This is a genomic window from Flavobacterium sp. LM4, from assembly GCF_002017935.1.
In the GTDB taxonomy this organism is placed as follows: Bacteria; Bacteroidota; Bacteroidia; order Flavobacteriales; family Flavobacteriaceae; genus Flavobacterium; species Flavobacterium chungangense.
Map to the genome: position 1 here is coordinate 373,975 of NZ_MUFW01000001.1, position 17,447 is coordinate 391,421.

Annotated in this window: 17 protein-coding genes; 10 read left to right on the forward strand and 7 right to left on the reverse strand. The window is 32.6% G+C overall.

Going from position 1 to position 17,447, the window contains the following annotated elements:
• Positions 1–9: 9 nt before the first annotated feature.
• The 7 genes from BXU10_RS01605 to BXU10_RS01635 all read right to left on the reverse strand — a co-directional run bounded on the left by BXU10_RS01605 (position 10) and on the right by BXU10_RS01635 (position 6,331).
• A complete protein-coding gene (locus BXU10_RS01605; RefSeq protein WP_078225830.1) occupies positions 10–555 on the reverse strand; it encodes a YceI family protein in 546 nt (181 codons plus the stop codon).
• 11 nt (positions 556–566) lie between these two features.
• Entirely contained in the window at positions 567–914 is a 348-nt protein-coding gene (locus tag BXU10_RS01610) for a hypothetical protein (RefSeq protein ID WP_078225831.1), read from the reverse strand.
• A gap of 25 nt (positions 915–939) precedes the next feature.
• Positions 940–1,803 carry a DUF5777 family beta-barrel protein gene (locus BXU10_RS01615; protein ID WP_078227878.1) on the reverse strand — a complete coding sequence of 288 codons (864 nt, stop codon included), beginning with the start codon at positions 1,801–1,803 and terminating at the stop codon, positions 940–942.
• Positions 1,804–1,813: 10 nt separating this feature from the next.
• Entirely contained in the window at positions 1,814–2,203 is a 390-nt protein-coding gene (locus BXU10_RS01620) for a hypothetical protein (protein ID WP_078225832.1), read from the reverse strand.
• Positions 2,204–2,330: 127 nt separating this feature from the next.
• A complete protein-coding gene (locus BXU10_RS01625) occupies positions 2,331–4,781 on the reverse strand; it encodes a TonB-dependent receptor (protein ID WP_223255368.1) in 2,451 nt (816 codons plus the stop codon).
• 84 nt (positions 4,782–4,865) lie between these two features.
• Complete coding sequence (locus BXU10_RS01630; protein WP_078225834.1) at positions 4,866–5,765, reverse strand: FecR family protein; 900 nt, start codon at positions 5,763–5,765, stop codon at positions 4,866–4,868.
• Between the two features lie 50 nt (positions 5,766–5,815).
• Positions 5,816–6,331 (reverse strand): RNA polymerase sigma factor, encoded by a 516-nt coding sequence (locus BXU10_RS01635; protein WP_078225835.1) that lies wholly within the window; start codon positions 6,329–6,331, stop codon positions 5,816–5,818.
• 415 nt (positions 6,332–6,746) lie between these two features.
• Here BXU10_RS01635 and BXU10_RS01640 point away from each other — a divergent pair, with 415 nt between their 5' ends.
• The 10 genes from BXU10_RS01640 to BXU10_RS01685 all read left to right on the forward strand — a co-directional run bounded on the left by BXU10_RS01640 (position 6,747) and on the right by BXU10_RS01685 (position 17,410).
• Positions 6,747–7,625, forward strand: a complete 879-nt coding sequence (locus BXU10_RS01640; protein ID WP_223255369.1) for a hypothetical protein — start codon at positions 6,747–6,749, stop codon at positions 7,623–7,625.
• A gap of 164 nt (positions 7,626–7,789) precedes the next feature.
• Positions 7,790–9,142, forward strand: coding sequence for a signal recognition particle protein (gene ffh / locus BXU10_RS01645; protein WP_031455924.1), 1,353 nt, complete (start codon positions 7,790–7,792; stop codon positions 9,140–9,142).
• A 130-nt stretch (positions 9,143–9,272) separates the two neighbouring features.
• Entirely contained in the window at positions 9,273–10,157 is an 885-nt protein-coding gene (locus BXU10_RS01650; RefSeq protein WP_078225837.1) for a bifunctional 5,10-methylenetetrahydrofolate dehydrogenase/5,10-methenyltetrahydrofolate cyclohydrolase, read from the forward strand.
• A 212-nt stretch (positions 10,158–10,369) separates the two neighbouring features.
• Entirely contained in the window at positions 10,370–11,296 is a 927-nt protein-coding gene (locus tag BXU10_RS01655; RefSeq protein WP_078225838.1) for a magnesium transporter CorA family protein, read from the forward strand.
• Positions 11,297–11,702: 406 nt separating this feature from the next.
• A complete protein-coding gene (locus BXU10_RS01660; protein WP_078225839.1) occupies positions 11,703–12,317 on the forward strand; it encodes a hypothetical protein in 615 nt (204 codons plus the stop codon).
• A gap of 4 nt (positions 12,318–12,321) precedes the next feature.
• On the forward strand, positions 12,322–12,612 hold the full coding sequence (locus BXU10_RS01665; RefSeq protein WP_078225840.1) for a transcriptional regulator: 291 nt from the start codon (positions 12,322–12,324) through the stop codon (positions 12,610–12,612).
• A 136-nt stretch (positions 12,613–12,748) separates the two neighbouring features.
• On the forward strand, positions 12,749–14,131 hold the full coding sequence (locus BXU10_RS01670; protein WP_078225841.1) for a DUF4173 domain-containing protein: 1,383 nt from the start codon (positions 12,749–12,751) through the stop codon (positions 14,129–14,131).
• A gap of 255 nt (positions 14,132–14,386) precedes the next feature.
• Positions 14,387–14,860 carry a hypothetical protein gene (locus BXU10_RS01675; protein ID WP_078225842.1) on the forward strand — a complete coding sequence of 158 codons (474 nt, stop codon included), beginning with the start codon at positions 14,387–14,389 and terminating at the stop codon, positions 14,858–14,860.
• A gap of 65 nt (positions 14,861–14,925) precedes the next feature.
• Positions 14,926–16,671, forward strand: coding sequence for an ATP-binding protein (locus BXU10_RS01680; RefSeq protein WP_078225843.1), 1,746 nt, complete (start codon positions 14,926–14,928; stop codon positions 16,669–16,671).
• Complete coding sequence (locus BXU10_RS01685; protein WP_078225844.1) at positions 16,664–17,410, forward strand: LytTR family DNA-binding domain-containing protein; 747 nt, start codon at positions 16,664–16,666, stop codon at positions 17,408–17,410. Before BXU10_RS01680 ends, BXU10_RS01685 begins: the two co-directional genes overlap by 8 nt.
• Positions 17,411–17,447: the final 37 nt, after the last annotated feature.

Consider the following 17,447-nt stretch of genomic DNA (forward strand, 5'->3'; position numbering starts at 1 on the left):
GTTGTTGAATTAATTTGGTTCAAGAACAAAATTCATTGTAACTTTTACATTTTCAGCGATTTTTCCTTTAACCAGACTTGGGATTTCAATTTTATAATCTTGCGGTTTAACCGAAATAGCACTTGCTGCAAGAATTTTGGCTCCGCTTAAAGTAAGGCTGATTTTTGTTTTTACCTTTTTTGTAACACCATGTATGGTTAGATCACCTTCTAAGTCATAAGTTGTTTTTGAAGCAGATAATTTTTTAGCATCAAAATTTAAAATCTTTCCTTTAAAAGTGGCTTTTGGAAATTGAGAAGATTCCATATAATTTTCATTAAAATGCTCTTCCATTAATGGTGCTTTGAATTTGAATGATTTTATTAAAGTCAGGGCCACAAAGTCACCTGTACTTTTTTCCAGAATGCAGGAAGCTGTTTTGTTTGTTGCGGCTATTTCTTCAAACGCAGGCATTGAGGCTTCAAATTTTACTTCTCCGGTTCTGGTTACCATTTTTTGTGAAAAGGCCAGGTTTCCTGCCAATAAAAACAATGCTGATATTAGTATTTCTTTCATTTTATATGTATTTAATTTTTATATCCTTCTTTTTGCCAAAGTATAATCATGTCAATAGTTTGTCTTGGCATAGGTCCTGATCTTGGCATTACACTTCCGCAAGACTGAGTCTGATCTATTCTGCAAATTAAATTGCCGTTTTGAGTAGCATCTTTTACCTGATCATAAGTTTGTAAAGTTGGGAATCGGCCTCCTTCTGAATGGCAGCCCACACAATTTGCTTGTATGACAGGCCCAACATTTGCTGTATAAGTAGGTGAAGCAGATGACTCTGACTCTGAAATTTCTTCATAAGTTCTGGTTGTACAGGAAACTAAAAATGCTGTACAGATAAATAATAATACTATATTCTTTTTCATATGTTAACTTAAATGTTTCTTGTTTTTAAAAGGATCTGTACATGTTAAATCCAAAATAAATCTTTCCTTTATTCCAGTCTCCTGAGGCAGTTGAAAATACCGCTACATCATTCATAGGCTGGCTGTTTGAGAATACGAGTTGAAAAACGTGTCCTCCGGTTTCAATATCCAAACCAACCGTAAGCGGATTATGGTAAGGATCTATTGCTTTTTCTTCTGTTATCACCCGCGCAGCATATTCCAGGTTAACGCTCATTCTTTTGGCAATTTTGTATCGTAATCCTCCTGCTGCCGAAAATACATTTTGCTGTTCAATCGAATCATCATATAGATTTTTATAGACATTAATAAGTCCCAATTCGACTGATAATTTTTCATTTACTTTTCTGGAAACCAATAATTGGGTAGTAAAAGCTAAACGATCCGAAAATTGTAAATTTGGATATACTTCTTTTTCCAGTGCGCTGTTGATATCCATTGTATTGTAACCTACAATTGTAACAGGAAAGCCATTTACTTGCTGATTAGCCATTTTATATTTGGCAGTTACCTCATATGTTTTATTGTATGTGTGACGGGTTGCACCAACACTAAGCCAGTTTGTTACACCATAAATTCCACCAAACTTTGTCAGGGCATTATCTAAACCAAAGAAATTATTAAATCCTTCAGACAAATCGCCAAAACGATGTGATACAAGCATATACCATTCACCTTTTGCCGGCAATTTTGTAGATTGCATATTGGCTATCTGCAATCCTTTAAAGGCTGCAATTTCAATTTGTTTTTCATCTGATTTAATGGTATCCAGCTGACTCAGTAAATCATCTTGTGCAAATAGATTTCCTGTTAAAAAAAACACAAGCATAAAGCCTAAAAAATTCTTCATTTTTATTTTATTAATCATTATTTATTACTGTACACTCATCTAATTTGATCTCTCCCATAAGGTCGTCATATCCTACAACTCTGCCTTTAAGAGTTATTTCCAGATCTTCTTTAATCGCAGGATCTAATTCTTTCAAATCACAAACAATTGTGTTGTCCAGAATGACTTGTTTTTGGTCTGCTTTACTGACGATTCCTTTGATGGCAATTGCTTTTTCCAGGTACTTTGCATTTGATTTGTCAATATCAGCATCAAATTCCGCTATAATGCTTTTTGAGTTAACATTAAATACAGCATCTTCAGCAGATACGTTTCTGGCACCTCCATACCAGACGTAGCAGTAACCAAAAATGCCCAAAGCAACTATCGCAAGAATAGTTAATATTAATTTTTTTTTCATTTTTATTCTTTTAGGGGTTCAGTAGTAAAACAGCCTTGATGTAGATTACCCTACCAAAGAGTTGTTGTTTTTTTGAAAAAAAATTGAAAGAAATGTATTGCTTATTTTGTAATCCGGGATATTTGGATTAAAAAGAAACTCTAAAGCTCAGGTTTGGAGTTCTTTGCAGTGAAAATGTTTCGACATCCTCTATCGAACTTGAAAGGGAACTTATTCTGTAATATTCGCTAATTTCATTTTTCCTGTTGAGGATGTTCATGATGGAGATTCCTAATTTGTACTGAATTCCATTAGCCATTTCCCATTTATATGTAGAGGAAAGATTGACTTGCGAAAAAATATTCAAATTCGTATTGTTTGGTTTGTTGTAAACCAACACAGGATCTGAAAGGTCAATTTTAGAAATATCAGGAGATGTTTTTGGTCTTCCTGAAGACCATTTTGTTCCCAAAGCTATTTTAAAATTATTTTTTTCATAACTTCCGGCCCACGATATGGTGTGTATTAATTCGAAGTTGTTCGGAAAACTTGGGTATTCATAATTAGAGAAATGGTAATTATTATTGTTGTAAGTATAGCTAAGCCAGGTCAGAAATTGATTCATCTTTTTTTGAATTAGAAATTCTGTTCCTAAAACTTCATAGTCACCGGTTGTTCTCACAAATTCTAATTGGTTCTGAAAACCCTGACTGGCAGTTGTAATTCCGTTTACTTTTTTATAAAAATTTTCTATATCCAGCAACCAGTCATTTTTTTTATAGAACAGACTCAATGATATTTGCTTGCTTCTTTGTATTGGAATTGTTGTATTATTTGAAATAATCCAACGCCTTTTTTCAATGCCAAAATAATCTTTCTGTAAATCAATAATTTGTTGAGAATTTTGACTTTTTAATTCTCCAAGCAATTCCAGATTTAGATTTTTGTTGAACCCATAATTAAACTGTATGCGAGGTTCAGGAATATATTTTTTAAATTTTTCAATATAATTTAATCGTATTCCCGCATTTAGTATTACTCTGGAAATCGTGTCATTGTATCTTCCTTCTAAAATTAAGGCATGTGTTCTTAAAACGTCTTTGCTCTTACGATAAAAATCAGGGTTAGTTACTTGTTCTAAATTAGTAATACCAATTTCATTAAACTGATAGCCATCATGAAGACTGAATTTTGAATTAATCGTGTGGTTGTTTTCTAAATTAATTCCATTATTAGCGACAGTGTTTTCCTGAATTACTATTTGATTTCCAGTTGTAGTTTTTTGGTCGGCAAGAAGTTCATACGAAGAATTGTAAATATTTATTTTAGTAGTGTTTAAGCTATTCCAGTTTCTTTTCCAGGATAAATTACCACCATAATTTTGTTGTCGTAAAATATTATCCTCAGATTTATTTATGTTGTACGAAGCAGCACTCTGAAATACTTTTAAGTTGTCTTGTATAGTTATCAAATCTAATATTATTTGATCCTTTAAACCTAGTTTTTGAACGTATTTAAGAGTGGCATCGTAGAAATCGAATTCTTTGTCGCTTTTGTAATTAATATTTTGATTTTGAGAAAAATCAGTAATGGTTGTATTTTGAAATACTTTATTAAAATATTCTTTGTAGGTTGGTGTTTCTACAAAATCGGTGATGGATTTTCGTCCTGAAATTTCTATATAACTCTTTTTCGAAAGATTGTATTTTGCATAAATATCAGTATTAATCATATTGATTCCTGCGCTAAAACTATTTTTTTCTGTTGTTTCAGGTGTTGAGGAAATAGCCACTACACTAGAAACGCTTTCGCCGTAAAATGGAGAGCTTCCATTTTTATAGATAGAAATAGTATGTGCCAAATTAGGATTAAATACCGATATTAAACCAAAAAAATGTCCAGTTTGAAACATTCGTATTCCATTCCATAAAAACAAATTTTGATCGTGTGTTCCGCCACGGACATTAATACTTGATACGCTTTCGTCGATACTGTTTACACCTGGAATTTGCTGCATGGTCTGCAAGGCATCTGATTCAATAAGCCCGGGTAAAATACCAAATTTCTTTGGTTTAATTTCAAATGAACCATCACTGTTTTTCGAAATACCGGAAGCTAAAATAGGATTGGTTTTGATTTCTTCAAGTTCGGTAATTTCAGGTTCTAAGATTATTTTGAGACAATTTTGAGAATCTAAATTCGCGGTTGTTATTTTTTTGACCATAAATCCGACATGACTAATAAAAAAAATATTTTTAGAGCCTTTTTCGAATTCAAAATAACCATTTGAATCAGTGGTAATATGAGTGATGCTGTTTAAATGAATATTAGCATTTTCAATAGGTTTTTTATCAATATTAGAAAAAACATATCCGCAAATTACTTTTGAATCGTTATTTTTTTTATAAATGTTGATGAATTTATTCCCCAGATTTTCAAAAGATAAATTGGTTTTTCGGGTGAGATATTGTAGTTTTTGTTCTAAAGAAAGTGAACTTTTAGGAGGCAATAATAAAAAGTTTGCAACATTTTCTTCAGTGTAATTAAAGTTTACCTGATGCTGTTGCTCTATTTCAGTTATAATTTTTTTTAAGGGCATAACATTTCCTTTGTCTTGCGCGTAAACGTTCAGGACAAGAAAAAGGTAAAAAAACAAAAAATGAAATGGTTTGGGGCGTAACATTTATTTTTCGTCAAAAATTATTTTATTTTTTGAAACTTTTTTCGCTTTTAAATGATAGGTTGTACTAATAATTTGTAATGCCATATCAAGGTCTTTCGTAGGCAGTTTTCCTGTAAACAAAGAAGTTGTATCGTCCGCATTTAATTCAATTGTAATGTCGTATTGCCTTTGAAGTTCGTCTAAAATGCTTTTTATATTTTCTTTATTAAAACATATTTGATTGTCGATCCATGCAGGTTTGGATGACTTTATATCCGTATTAAATTGTTTTCCGTTTTCAAAAGTTACACTTTGCCCGCGTGTCAATATGATTTGTGTGCTGGCATAATTTACTTTGACACGACCTTCATAACAGGTTACATCAAATCTGTTTTTTCTGGCTTTTACATTAAATTGAGTTCCTAAAACCGAAACTTTTCCAAGTGGCGTCTGCACTTCAAAACGTCTGCCTTTTGATACCCTGAAATAAGCTTCACCTTTCAGTTCAAGACGTCTGTTAGTGTTCCAGTTCCATTTTTTATAGTTTATTTCAGATCCTGAATTCAGTACAACCTCAGAATTATCGGGTAATGAAAAAGTAGTTTTTTCTCCAAAATTTGCTGTCTGGCTTTGTGGTACAAAATTTTTCATCACAAAAGTTATCCCAAGTGCTAAGACAAAAATAGCCGCTACACGAAATAACCTTTTTTTGTATAACGGAATTACTTTTGGAGCTGTTTTTTTCTGTTGAAGAATATTTGATAGCATCGCATTTTCATCCAGGTCATCTACTTCAAGGTGAGCTGTATAATTTTTTATTTTGTGGTATTTTTCGAAATCAGGACTTGCTTCAAACTCGGCTAATTCTTTCTCGGATAAATCATCGTTAAGCCATTTGGCTAATAAATCATCTTCTTTCATTGTATTGGCATTATAATTTTAAAACAACTAAGGTTGCATTTACCCTACTTTTATAAATCAATTTCTTTACGCAAACTTAACAAAGCCAGATGAATGCGCTTTTCTACTGCTTTTACGCTTATATTCAAATCTAAGGCAATTTCACTATATTTTTTCTTATCAATTCGGTGCATTAAAAATGCCACACGCTGTGTTTCGTTTAAATTTTCAATAGCTTTTAAAAGTTTGACCTGAAATTGCTTTTCCTCCAAAAGATATTCGGGACTTTCATTGGTTCTGTCTAAAGGGGCGAAATTTTTTTCATATCGCAAAACGACTTTTTGATGCGCAATTTCATTTAAAGTGCTATTGCTTGCAATAGTATAAACATATGATTTTGCTTTTTCAACAGGTACAGAAGCACAGTTTTGCCAAAGTTTCAAAAAGGCTTCCTGAGCTACATCTTCGGCCTGATCTTTATTTCCAAATTTGTAAAAAAGAAAATTCCGAAGTGCTTTGATATGACTTTTAAAAAAAGACGAAAATACTATTTCGTCGCAAGTATTTGATTGTTCTATATTTGGCATTAGCAGTAAAATCTTTCAATTTGGATTTGCAAAAGTATTTCTTTTTAATTCAAGTAGGGTATAACCGAAGTAAAATGTTTTTATTCAGGTATAGACTGGTTGAATTATTTAGTATTCAAAATCAGGTTTTACCTTGCCAGCGTTCATTTTAGGCCTAATTTATTCCTTGTAAAAAAAGGATTACTTTATCTAAAAAAATGGGCAAATTACGCAATAAGTGATGGGCAATTTGCCAAAACAATATGTTAAATTATACCTTTGTAAAAATATAAATATGTTTCGTTTTAATAAATATTTATCCATATTAGCTTTTCTCTTCTTTTTCTCTTGTCAAAGTGAATCAGACGAACAAAGCTATAATACCCAGACAGTAAACAGTTCTTCCCCGCTTACATCTTATTTGCAAAGGGTTGCCATGGTAAAAACCGTACAGGATAACGTAATCGACGGGTCAAATTATTGCACTATAAAACTACCTTATACGGTTACTGTTAATAATGCAAGTATTGCGATTAACACTACTGCAGATTATCAAAAAGTGGTTGACAATATAAACGCAAGTACTACTGATGATGATATTGTAAAAATAGATTTTCCGGTAACAATGATTTACTATAATTATATAGAAAAACTGATTCCAAATGAAGCCGACTTTGATTCCTTAATCGATTATTGGAATCTTTACCCTGATCTTTTATCCAAAATAAATGGGTTAAATATAAATTATCCCATAACAATTAATATTTACAACAGTTACAATCAGTCTGCAAGTTCTGTTTCTATTACAAGTGATCAGGCATTTTTTAATTTTATAAAAAATTTAAATGATAGCCAGTATATTTCGTTAAGTTATCCTATTTCAATTACAGAATATAATAATCAGATAAAATCGATAAAGAATAATTTAGAGTTCGAAAATGCAATTAAATATGCAATTGATAATTGCGCAGAAAATAACATTGTATCGCTTGATTTTACAGAAACAATAACTAATGGTTCCTGGAAGATTGCTTATTTTTTTAAGGATTCAGATAAAACTTCTTCCTATACTGGATATGAATTTGTTTTTAAAAACGACAAAACGGTGGTCGCTACAAAAGATGGAATTTCTGCCACAGGACAATGGGATTTTAATATAGTAAACGGTGCCAAAGAGTTCAAAATTTACTTTAGTTACAGTTCCTTACTGCTTCATAAATTAGATTATAACTGGGTATTATTTGAATTTAATAATTCTGTAATACGCTTTCGCGACATAACTAACAATAACTATCTTTATTTTGAAAAAAATTAAATTCAAAAGAGAACATTATTAGCATCAGAATTATAGAGTATAACAAAAAAACCAGTTAGTTAAGCTGGTTTTTTTATTGATATTCTCTAAATTTTACAAGTTGGTATCTTTGTGACTTTGTAACTTTAGTTTATATTTGCACTTCAATAAAAGAAAACAAAATTATGTTTGATAATTTAAGTGATAAGTTAGATAAAGCGTTCCATATATTAAAAGGACATGGTAAAATTACAGAAGTAAACGTTGCCGATACCTTAAAAGAAGTTCGTCGTGCTTTGCTTGATGCCGACGTTAACTTTAAAATTGCTAAAGATTTTACCACCAAAGTAAAAGAAAAAGCAATTGGTCAGGATGTATTGACTACGCTTCAGCCAGGACAATTATTGGTGAAGCTGGTAAAAGATGAGCTGACAGAATTAATGGGAGGCGATGTAGCCGGAGTTAACCTTTCAGGAAATCCAACAGTAATTTTGATGTCAGGACTTCAGGGTTCAGGTAAAACAACTTTTTCAGGAAAATTAGCCAACTTTTTAAAGACTAAGAAAAATAAAAAACCTCTTCTTGTAGCGTGTGATATCTACCGTCCTGCGGCGATCAATCAATTACATGTAGTCGGAGATCAAATAGGTGTTGAGGTTTACTCAGAACCGGAAAATAAAAATCCTGTAGAGATTGCTCAAAACGCAATCAAACATGCAAAAGCAAACGGATTTAATGTTGTTATCGTCGATACAGCAGGACGTTTGGCTGTAGATCAGGAAATGATGGACGAAATTGCGCGTGTACACAAAGCAATTCAGCCTCAGGAAACATTGTTCGTTGTCGATTCTATGACAGGGCAGGACGCTGTAAACACAGCAAAAGCTTTCAACGATATCTTGAATTTTGATGGAGTTATCTTAACGAAATTAGATGGTGATACTCGTGGTGGAGCGGCGCTTTCGATTAAATCAATTGTAAATAAGCCAATCAAATTTGTAGGTACAGGTGAGAAGATGGAAGCAATTGATGTTTTCTATCCGGAACGTATGGCTGAGCGTATTTTAGGAATGGGAGACGTTGTGTCTCTTGTTGAAAGAGCTCAGGAACAATTTGATGAAGAAGAAGCCAGAAAACTTCAAAAGAAAATCGCGAAAAACGAATTTGGTTTTGATGATTTCTTAACGCAGATACAACAGGTTAAGAAAATGGGTAATATGAAAGACCTTGTTGGAATGATACCGGGAGCTTCAAAAGCCATGAAAGATGTTGAAATCGAAGATGATGCATTTAAACATATTGAAGCGATTATTCATTCGATGACACCGGGAGAAAGAAGCAAACCCGCCATTATCGACGTAAAAAGGAAAGCCAGAATCGCAAAAGGCTCCGGGACAAAAGTCGAACAGGTGAATCAATTGATGAAGCAGTTCGATCAAATGAGCAAAATGATGAAAATGATGCAGGGACCGGGCGGAAAAAACCTGATGAAAATGATGGGTGGTATGAAAGGTATGCCAGGTGGAATGCCGAGATAATAAAAAAGAAAGTTTCAAATTTAAGGTTTCAGGTTATGAAACGAAATTTGAAACTTTTTTACTTGAATATACATAAGTGTCGTTTCAACTTGAAACCTGAAACAAAAAATTAAACCTGAAACAAAAAACAATGCAAATACTAGACGGTAAAAAAACATCTGAAGACATTAAAAACGAAATTGTAGCCGAAGTTCAATCCATAAAAGCAGCCGGCGGAAAAGTGCCTCATTTGGCAGCAGTAATTGTTGGAAATAACGGAGCAAGTTTAACCTACGTAGGAAGCAAAGTAAAATCTTGTCAGCAAATTGGCTTCGATTCAACATTAGTGGCCTTGCCTGAAGATATTACCGAAGTAGATTTATTAGCAAAAATAAAAGAGTTAAATGAAGACGATAATTTAGACGGATATATCGTTCAGTTGCCTTTGCCAAAACACATAGATGAGCAAAAAATTTTATTAGCTATTGATCCTGACAAAGATGTTGACGGATTTCATCCAACAAACTTCGGAAGAATGGCATTAGAAATGGAAAGTTTTATTCCGGCAACACCATTCGGAATTATGGAATTGTTGGAGCGTTATAAAGTAGAAACTGCAGGAAAGCATACTGTTGTAATTGGGAGAAGTCATATTGTAGGACGTCCAATGAGTATTCTGATGAGCCGTAAAGGCAATCCGGGAGATTCAACCGTTACCTTAACACACAGCCGTACTAAAAATTTAGCCGAATTTACTAAAAATGCCGACATCATTATAACAGCTTTAGGAGTTCCTGAATTTTTAAAAGGAGACATGGTAAAAGACGGAGTTGTAATTATTGATGTTGGAATTACAAGAGTTGAAGATGCAGCAAATCCAAAAGGATATGTTATAAAAGGAGATGTTGATTTTGATGGTGTAAGCAAAAAAGCATCTTTCATTACCCCGGTTCCGGGTGGAGTAGGGCCAATGACAATTGCCATGTTGCTTAAAAATACACTTTTAGCACGTAAAATGAGAAGCGCAGGAAAATAATATTTTACAGAATATCAATAAACAAGCCCATTCAAAAGAGTGGGCTTTGTTATTTTAATTTTTAGTTTAAAGTTTCAGGTTTTAAAAATAAAAGATACTTTTGCACCACTAAAAAAACACTTCTCCAAATGGACGATTATTATTCGTTAGTATTAAATTAAAGCAGCTTTTGAAAAATTTCAAAATGCTGTGATAACACCCTGTATTTTGAAATGAAAGCCTTTTACACAAACAACAACGGAGTAACAGAAATCCCAAAATGGAATCCAAATTGCTGGATTAGTATTCAGGATCCAACAGATTCAGAAAAGAAATATTTATTAGAAGAGCTTCAGATTCCAGAAGCCTTTTACAATGATATTGAGGATATCGACGAAAGACCCCGTATCGAAATTGAAGATGGCTGGACGCTGATTATTATGCGGGTTCCTATCAAAAGCGATGATGTTAAATTGCCATTTCAGACGATTCCTTTGGGCGTGATTTTTAAAGAAGATATCTGTGTAACCATTACATTTTACAAAACAGAAATCATAGCAGATTTTGTCTCGTATTCACAACGTAAGAATATTGAAATCAAAGACAATCCTGATTTGGTTTTACGATTGCTGCTTTCATCGAGCGTCTGGTATTTAAAATATTTAAAACAAGTCAATCAAAAAATAAAACTTGCCGAAGATAATTTGGAGAAATCCATCAAAAACGAAGAGCTGCAGGCATTACTTCAAATCGAGAAATGTCTCGTGTTTTTTATTACTTCTCTAAAAGCCAACGATGTCTTATTTCAGCGAGTTAAAAACCTAAAAGCACATAAGGCAAATTACGATTTGGATTTGCTGGAAGATGTCGAAATCGAATTAAGTCAGGCACAGGATACGGCTAATATTTACAGCAACATCTTAACAGGAATGATGGATGCCTATGCTTCAGTAATTTCCAATAACATGAATAATATTATGAAGCAAATGACGTCTATCTCAATAATTCTGATGATTCCTACGCTCATTGCCAGTTTGTACGGAATGAATGTACCCAATGGTTTAGAAGAGAGCAGATACGGAATCTGGATTCTGCTTTTGGTTTCCATTATTTTATCTGTTTTAGGGGTTTTATTATTCAAAAGAAGGAGATGGTTTTAATTAAAAATCTCACTATAAAGCAAAAGCCTGTTCACTACAAATAGGCTTTTTCGTTTTTATGTACTTTGGGCGTGACCCTGTTTGCAAAAGGCGCTCCAATCTTGATGTATATTGTGCGCCTTTCCGCAAACAGGGTCGGGCTATCCATGCTACTTCGGTAGCTTATTTCTATCCCTCACGCGGCTCACAGGAAATTATAAACCCATAGTTTCTGCAAGTTTTTCAAAACCTTTCGGGTATACTTTAAGCACTAAAACAATATCATTTTTTATTCTAACAAGACTAATGACCTTTAAGGTTTTAGAAACCTCGAAAGAAGAATCTACATTATCCTTAAAAATATTCTTAGATTTTTATTTGCCAATTCAAAATAAATAATAACTTTGCAACACAAAGTACTTTATTTATGAATCAGAAGCACCAGGAAGATTTAGCTCACATTCGTTCTATGATGGAACGCTCTTCAAGATTTATATCCTTAAGCGGACTCTCAGGAGTTTTTGCGGGATTGTCAGCTCTTATCGGCGGATTGTACGTTTATCAATTATTCAAAGCCAACGGTCTTGATTATTTTGATGGTGATCATAAATTGTATTCCGCCAGTTTAGTTTCAGAGTTAGTTTGGATTGCTCTTCTTATTTTGGTCTTTGCATTTACATTTGGAATCTTTTTTACCATCAGAAAAAGCCAAAAATACAACTTGCCGATCTGGACATCTGCAACAAAAAAAATGCTTTTAAATTTAGCCATTCCACTTTTGTCAGGCGGAATATTTTGTTTAGCGCTTTTATATCACCAAATATATGTTTTAGTTGCTCCTGTGACTTTAATTTTCTACGGTTTAGCCCTTGTAAATGCAGAAAAGTATACATTTTCTGATGTAAAGTATTTGGGATATTGCGAACTGGTTTTAGGATTTATTTCTCTTTTTTATTTAGGATATGGTTTAATTTTTTGGATAATCGGATTTGGTATTTTACACATCTTGTACGGATTAGTAATGTTCAAAAAATACAAATAAGCCCATGGGAATTATTGATAAATTAAATAAAGATTTCGAAAGCCGTGTCAGATTAGGTATAATGTCTATTCTGATTGTAAACGAGTGGATTGATTTCACCGAAATGAAAACACTTTTGAATATCACAGACGGTAATTTAGCAAGCCATTCCTCTGCTCTTGAAAAAGCCCAGTATATCGAAATAAAGAAAGAATTTGTAGGTAAAAAACCTAAAACCTCATACAAAGTCACCGATCTTGGGCGTGCTGCCTTTAAAGAGCACCTCAATTATCTGGAAAAATTAATGAAATTTTAAAGATTCAAATTTTTTTGTCTAAAAACTTTGAAATACAAAGTACTTTTAAGTGTATTGAAATAACATCAAAAATAATATAAACAACATCATAAAAGATATAAATTAATTTCAACACAACAACTAAAATTCTATAACCATGAAAAAACATCAATTTATTCTGGCTAGCAGTTTGATTTTTACACTGCTTTTTTACAATGAGACAATGGGCATTAATCTGGCGCTGTTCGGTTTGGCAATAACGGCGGCCATCTGTTATTTTTTTCAGGACAAATTTACAGACAGAACCCATTTAATATTAGTTGTAACCTCTATATTGTCTTGTCTGGCATTTGCCTGGTACGGAGATTTTGCCTCTTTTTGGGCGTTGTCATTATCAGTTGTCTTTTTACAATTCAAAACCCATGAAAGAGAACTCAAAGTAATTCAGGTAATACCGCTAATCTTTTTAAACGGAATTACTTCCTTAGGACGCATTTTCATGTTTAAACAATGGCTTCCCGAAAAGAAAATCCATAATAATTTTGCAAAAAAACTCGTTGCCTTCGTGATTATCCCAACCGTTTTTTTAGGACTCTTTTTTATTGTCTATTCTTTCGGAAGCGATCATTTTTCTTCACTCTTTACAGATTATACTTTAGATATTGATCTTTGGCAGTTAATCGTTATTTCAGGTTTAGGATTCTATATTTCTTTCAGTTTTTGGAATTACTGGATCCCGGAAGTTTGTTATGAAAAAAAATATGTATTAGATAATGATTTCAGCAATAGAGACACAATCGAAAACCAAAATACATTTTCTTTCCTGGATGTAGATTTTGAAAGAAAGAGCGGAGAAATTACGCTGGTACTATTAAACCTAATGTTGTTGATTTTCATTGGGACCTATAATTACGAGCAGTTTTTTGAAGTGGTCGAGAAAACAAATTTAAGTTCAGACACACACGAACGCGTAAATGCTGTAATCTTCTCCATCGTTATGGCTGTCGGGGTAATTCTGTTTTATTTCAAAGGCGGATTCAATTTTGATAAAAAAGCTGCTCAGCTCAAAAGGCTCACCAAAATCTGGATTGCTTTAAACTGTGTTTTAATTGTAAGTGCGGTGATGAAAAACACTGAATATATTGCCTTTTTCGGGTTAACTTATAAAAGGCTAGGAGTGTACTTATTTTTAGCTTTAGCAATTATAGGTTTAATGCTTTCTTTTCAAAAAATAATCAGACAAAAAACAAACGCTTATCTTTTTAACCACATGATTTGGTATTTGTACGGAACGATTTTGATTTGCAGTTATTTCAATTGGGGAAATTTGATTACCAATTATAATATTTCAGTAAATAAAGGAGTAGAGCCGGTGTTTTTAAGTGATTTGAATTTTAATGATGAATCGCGTAATGCCTATTTTTTAGAGAATAAAATTGAACACAAGAATATTAATTTACATAGAGAAACCCGAATTCAGAATCATCAGAAAAAAACGTTTTTATCAAAAGCATTGTATTATGAGTTTTTGAAGAAATAGTAAAATAACTAAAGAAATCCTATTCAACAACGAGTAGGATTTTTTTTATAAAACATTCTTTTAATCGATTTTCTTCAATTTTTTATTGACAAAAAGCAAATAATAACGTTGAATGTAGACTCAAACAAAACTTATTAAGAAATACTTTGTTATATTTGATTTGTGAAATTTGCTTGTTATGTCAGTTAAATATGGCTTAATTAACAAGATTCATAAAATCTAAATATTAATTAACAAACCTAAAAATTATTTACCATGGAAAAAATTACCCCAACTGAATGTCCTGTAATCATTTATCCTCCAGGAACAGATATTACGCCTATAGAAGGAGCAAATTCAATAGGAAATGTGACATTTCAGGAAACGAAATCCATTGAGATTTTAGCTCCTTATGTTGAAGCGTATTATTCTGCCAGAGAGAATACACTTACGATGAATGCTATTATTTATGTAGCTGCTGAAGCTATCAAAAACGAAGTACTTGATTATAGCATCATTCAGAATACATATATAGATATTGAGGGACAAGCACAATTGCAATTTTTTATAGTATACAATCAGCCTGAAGAATTATCAGGAGATTTGTTTATTTATGAAATAATTTTTCAGGCAGATTCAAATATTTTTATTGGAGGACTTTCAAACCTAACCTCAATTCAGACATTTCTGTGGGATATAGATCCTGTAACTTCTAGAGGAACAGAAACAGCTGTTAAATCAGGAGCTTAATGCCCTAATAGAATTTCTTCTATTTTCGATAGGTTTTACTTAAATTTCTAAATATTACAAGAATAATGATTAGAATTAAATTATTTATTGTTTCATTATTGTTGATTTGTCGTTTTGTTGGATATTCTCAGGAAAAATCTCGTATTGGTAAACTTTTAGAAATTGCAATTAAAGAAAAATCTCAAAAATTTAAAAAGGATATTAATTTTAATAAGGCGCAATCATATTTTATAGCAAGCAGTTGGGATTCAACACTTGTTTATTCAATGAAGTGTTTAGATGGTTTAAAGACAGATCATGAACTCAAAAATTATTGTTATTATTTTAGAGGATGCAGTTTTAAAAGTAAAAAGCTTTATAATCAATCCAAAAAAGAATTTAACAAAGTTTCGTCCGATTTTGCTTTTTTTTATAAAGTAAAAATCAATCTTGGTGAAATTGCATTATTGCAAAAAGATTTTCAAAATGCATTGCAATATTTTAAGGGAATTGAAAGTCTTAATAATTCTCAGATTTATGATTTTAATAAAAATAACGTTTTAGATAATATAGGGTTGTGTTATTTACATCTGAATGAGTTTGATAAAGCAGAGATATATTTAATAAAAAAAACGGAATTTAATAAAACTGAGACAGATACTTTATTACTTATAGAATCTTATATAGATATAGCTAATTTTTACTATTTGCAATACAAAGACAATCAGGCAATTCCATACTTTGAAAAGGCATACGGTTTATCTAAAAAAATAAAATCATTTGATTTAAAAAGGATGGCGACCTTAAACATGGCGGTAGTTGAGGAAAACAGAAAAAACTTTCCTTTAGCCTTAACTTACAGAAAAGAATACGAAGCATGGAAAGATTCCTTAAATGATCAAAACAAAGTCTGGGCGATTGCAGATCTTGAAAAGAAATTTGCCATAAAACAAAAGCAAAAAGAAGTCAACATTCTCGCAGCCGAGAATAAAGCAAAAATAGCCGAAAGAAATGGGTTTCTCATTTCTTCGGTTTTATTGTTTGTGCTGTTGGGTACCGGATTTTATTTTTACAGGCAAAAAATCAGGAGCAATAAAATCATCTTAGCGCAGAAAAACGAACTGGATGAACTCAATGCTACAAAAGATAAATTGTTCTCAATCGTCAGTCATGATTTACGTTCCTCTGTAAATGCCCTGAAAGTGAGTAATAGTAAACTTCTGGACAATCTGGAAAGTAAAAACTACACGGAACTTGATGTTTTACTGCACAAAAACAGCTCCATTGCCAGTGGTGCATACAATTTGCTGGACAACCTGCTCAATTGGGCTTTATTGCAAACCCAGCAGAGCTATTTTTACCAGGAATCCTTGCATTTGTCTTCGATTGTGCAGCATGTAGAGTACAATTACAGACCTTTAATGCTGAACAAGAATATCAGTTTTGTAATCAATGTTACTGCTTCAGATTATGTGTTTGCTGATCTGGATTCGCTTAAAATCATCATTCGGAACTTTTTAGACAATGCGATTAAATTCTCTAAAGAAAACGGAACGATTTCTATTTACAGCCGTCCTGCATCAGAAGAATTTTGTTATCTGGTCATCGAAGACACCGGATTAGGAATGAGCGAAGCAACCAGAAAGGAATTATTAAAAGAAACCATTTTGCTTTCGAAAAAGCAAAACGATGATATCATAGGAACCGGATTAGGAATGCAGTTGTGCAAAAGCCTGATTCGCAAAAACGAAGGAACACTCGATATTCAGAGTGAAGAAAATGTTGGAACCAGGATTATCATTGCATTACCAAAGTTTAAAAACCATGGATAATATAAATGTACTTATTGTCGAAGATACACCGGCCGAAAGCGACGCGCTTGTAAAAGTACTGACCGAAAATAATTACAACATTGTCGGGATTGCCCGTACCTATCAGGATGCACTAACGTTATTTTACCAAAATACAATTGACATCGTCGTTATCGATGTTTTCTTAGACGGAAAACCGGACGGAATTACATTTGCAGAAACAATAAATATTGTTCCTAATAGTGTAAAACCCTTTGTTTTTCTAACCAGTTCAAAAGACCGCCAGGTTTTTGAAAGAGCCAAACTCACCAAACCGTTTAGCTTTTTGTTGAAACCATTTAACGAACTGGAAATTTTGTACGCACTCGAAATGGCTGTCGAAAAGTTTTATGGACAGACCAATGCTTTTCACAGCGAAGATCAAAATGCCGTAATAAGTAATGATTCGCTGTTTATCAAAAAAAATAAATCTTTAAAGAAGGTACAAATTAAGGATATTGTGTACATAGAAGTCGAAGACCGCTATTGCAACATTATAACCGAAGCAGAGAAATTCGTCATTTTAATCTCCCTGACCAAAATCATTCAGCTGCTGGATCCGGCAAAATTTTTTCAGACCCATCGAAATTATATTGTAAACGCTACAAAAATTCAGGAAATAATTGTGAATGACAATTTGATTGTTCTAAAAGGCAATCACAAAGTTACGCTAAGCGATAAGTACAAAGACTTTGTAAAACACTTTAGAATATTAAAATAGAGATTATTTGAAAATCAAGGAGATTGTTATAGCGAAA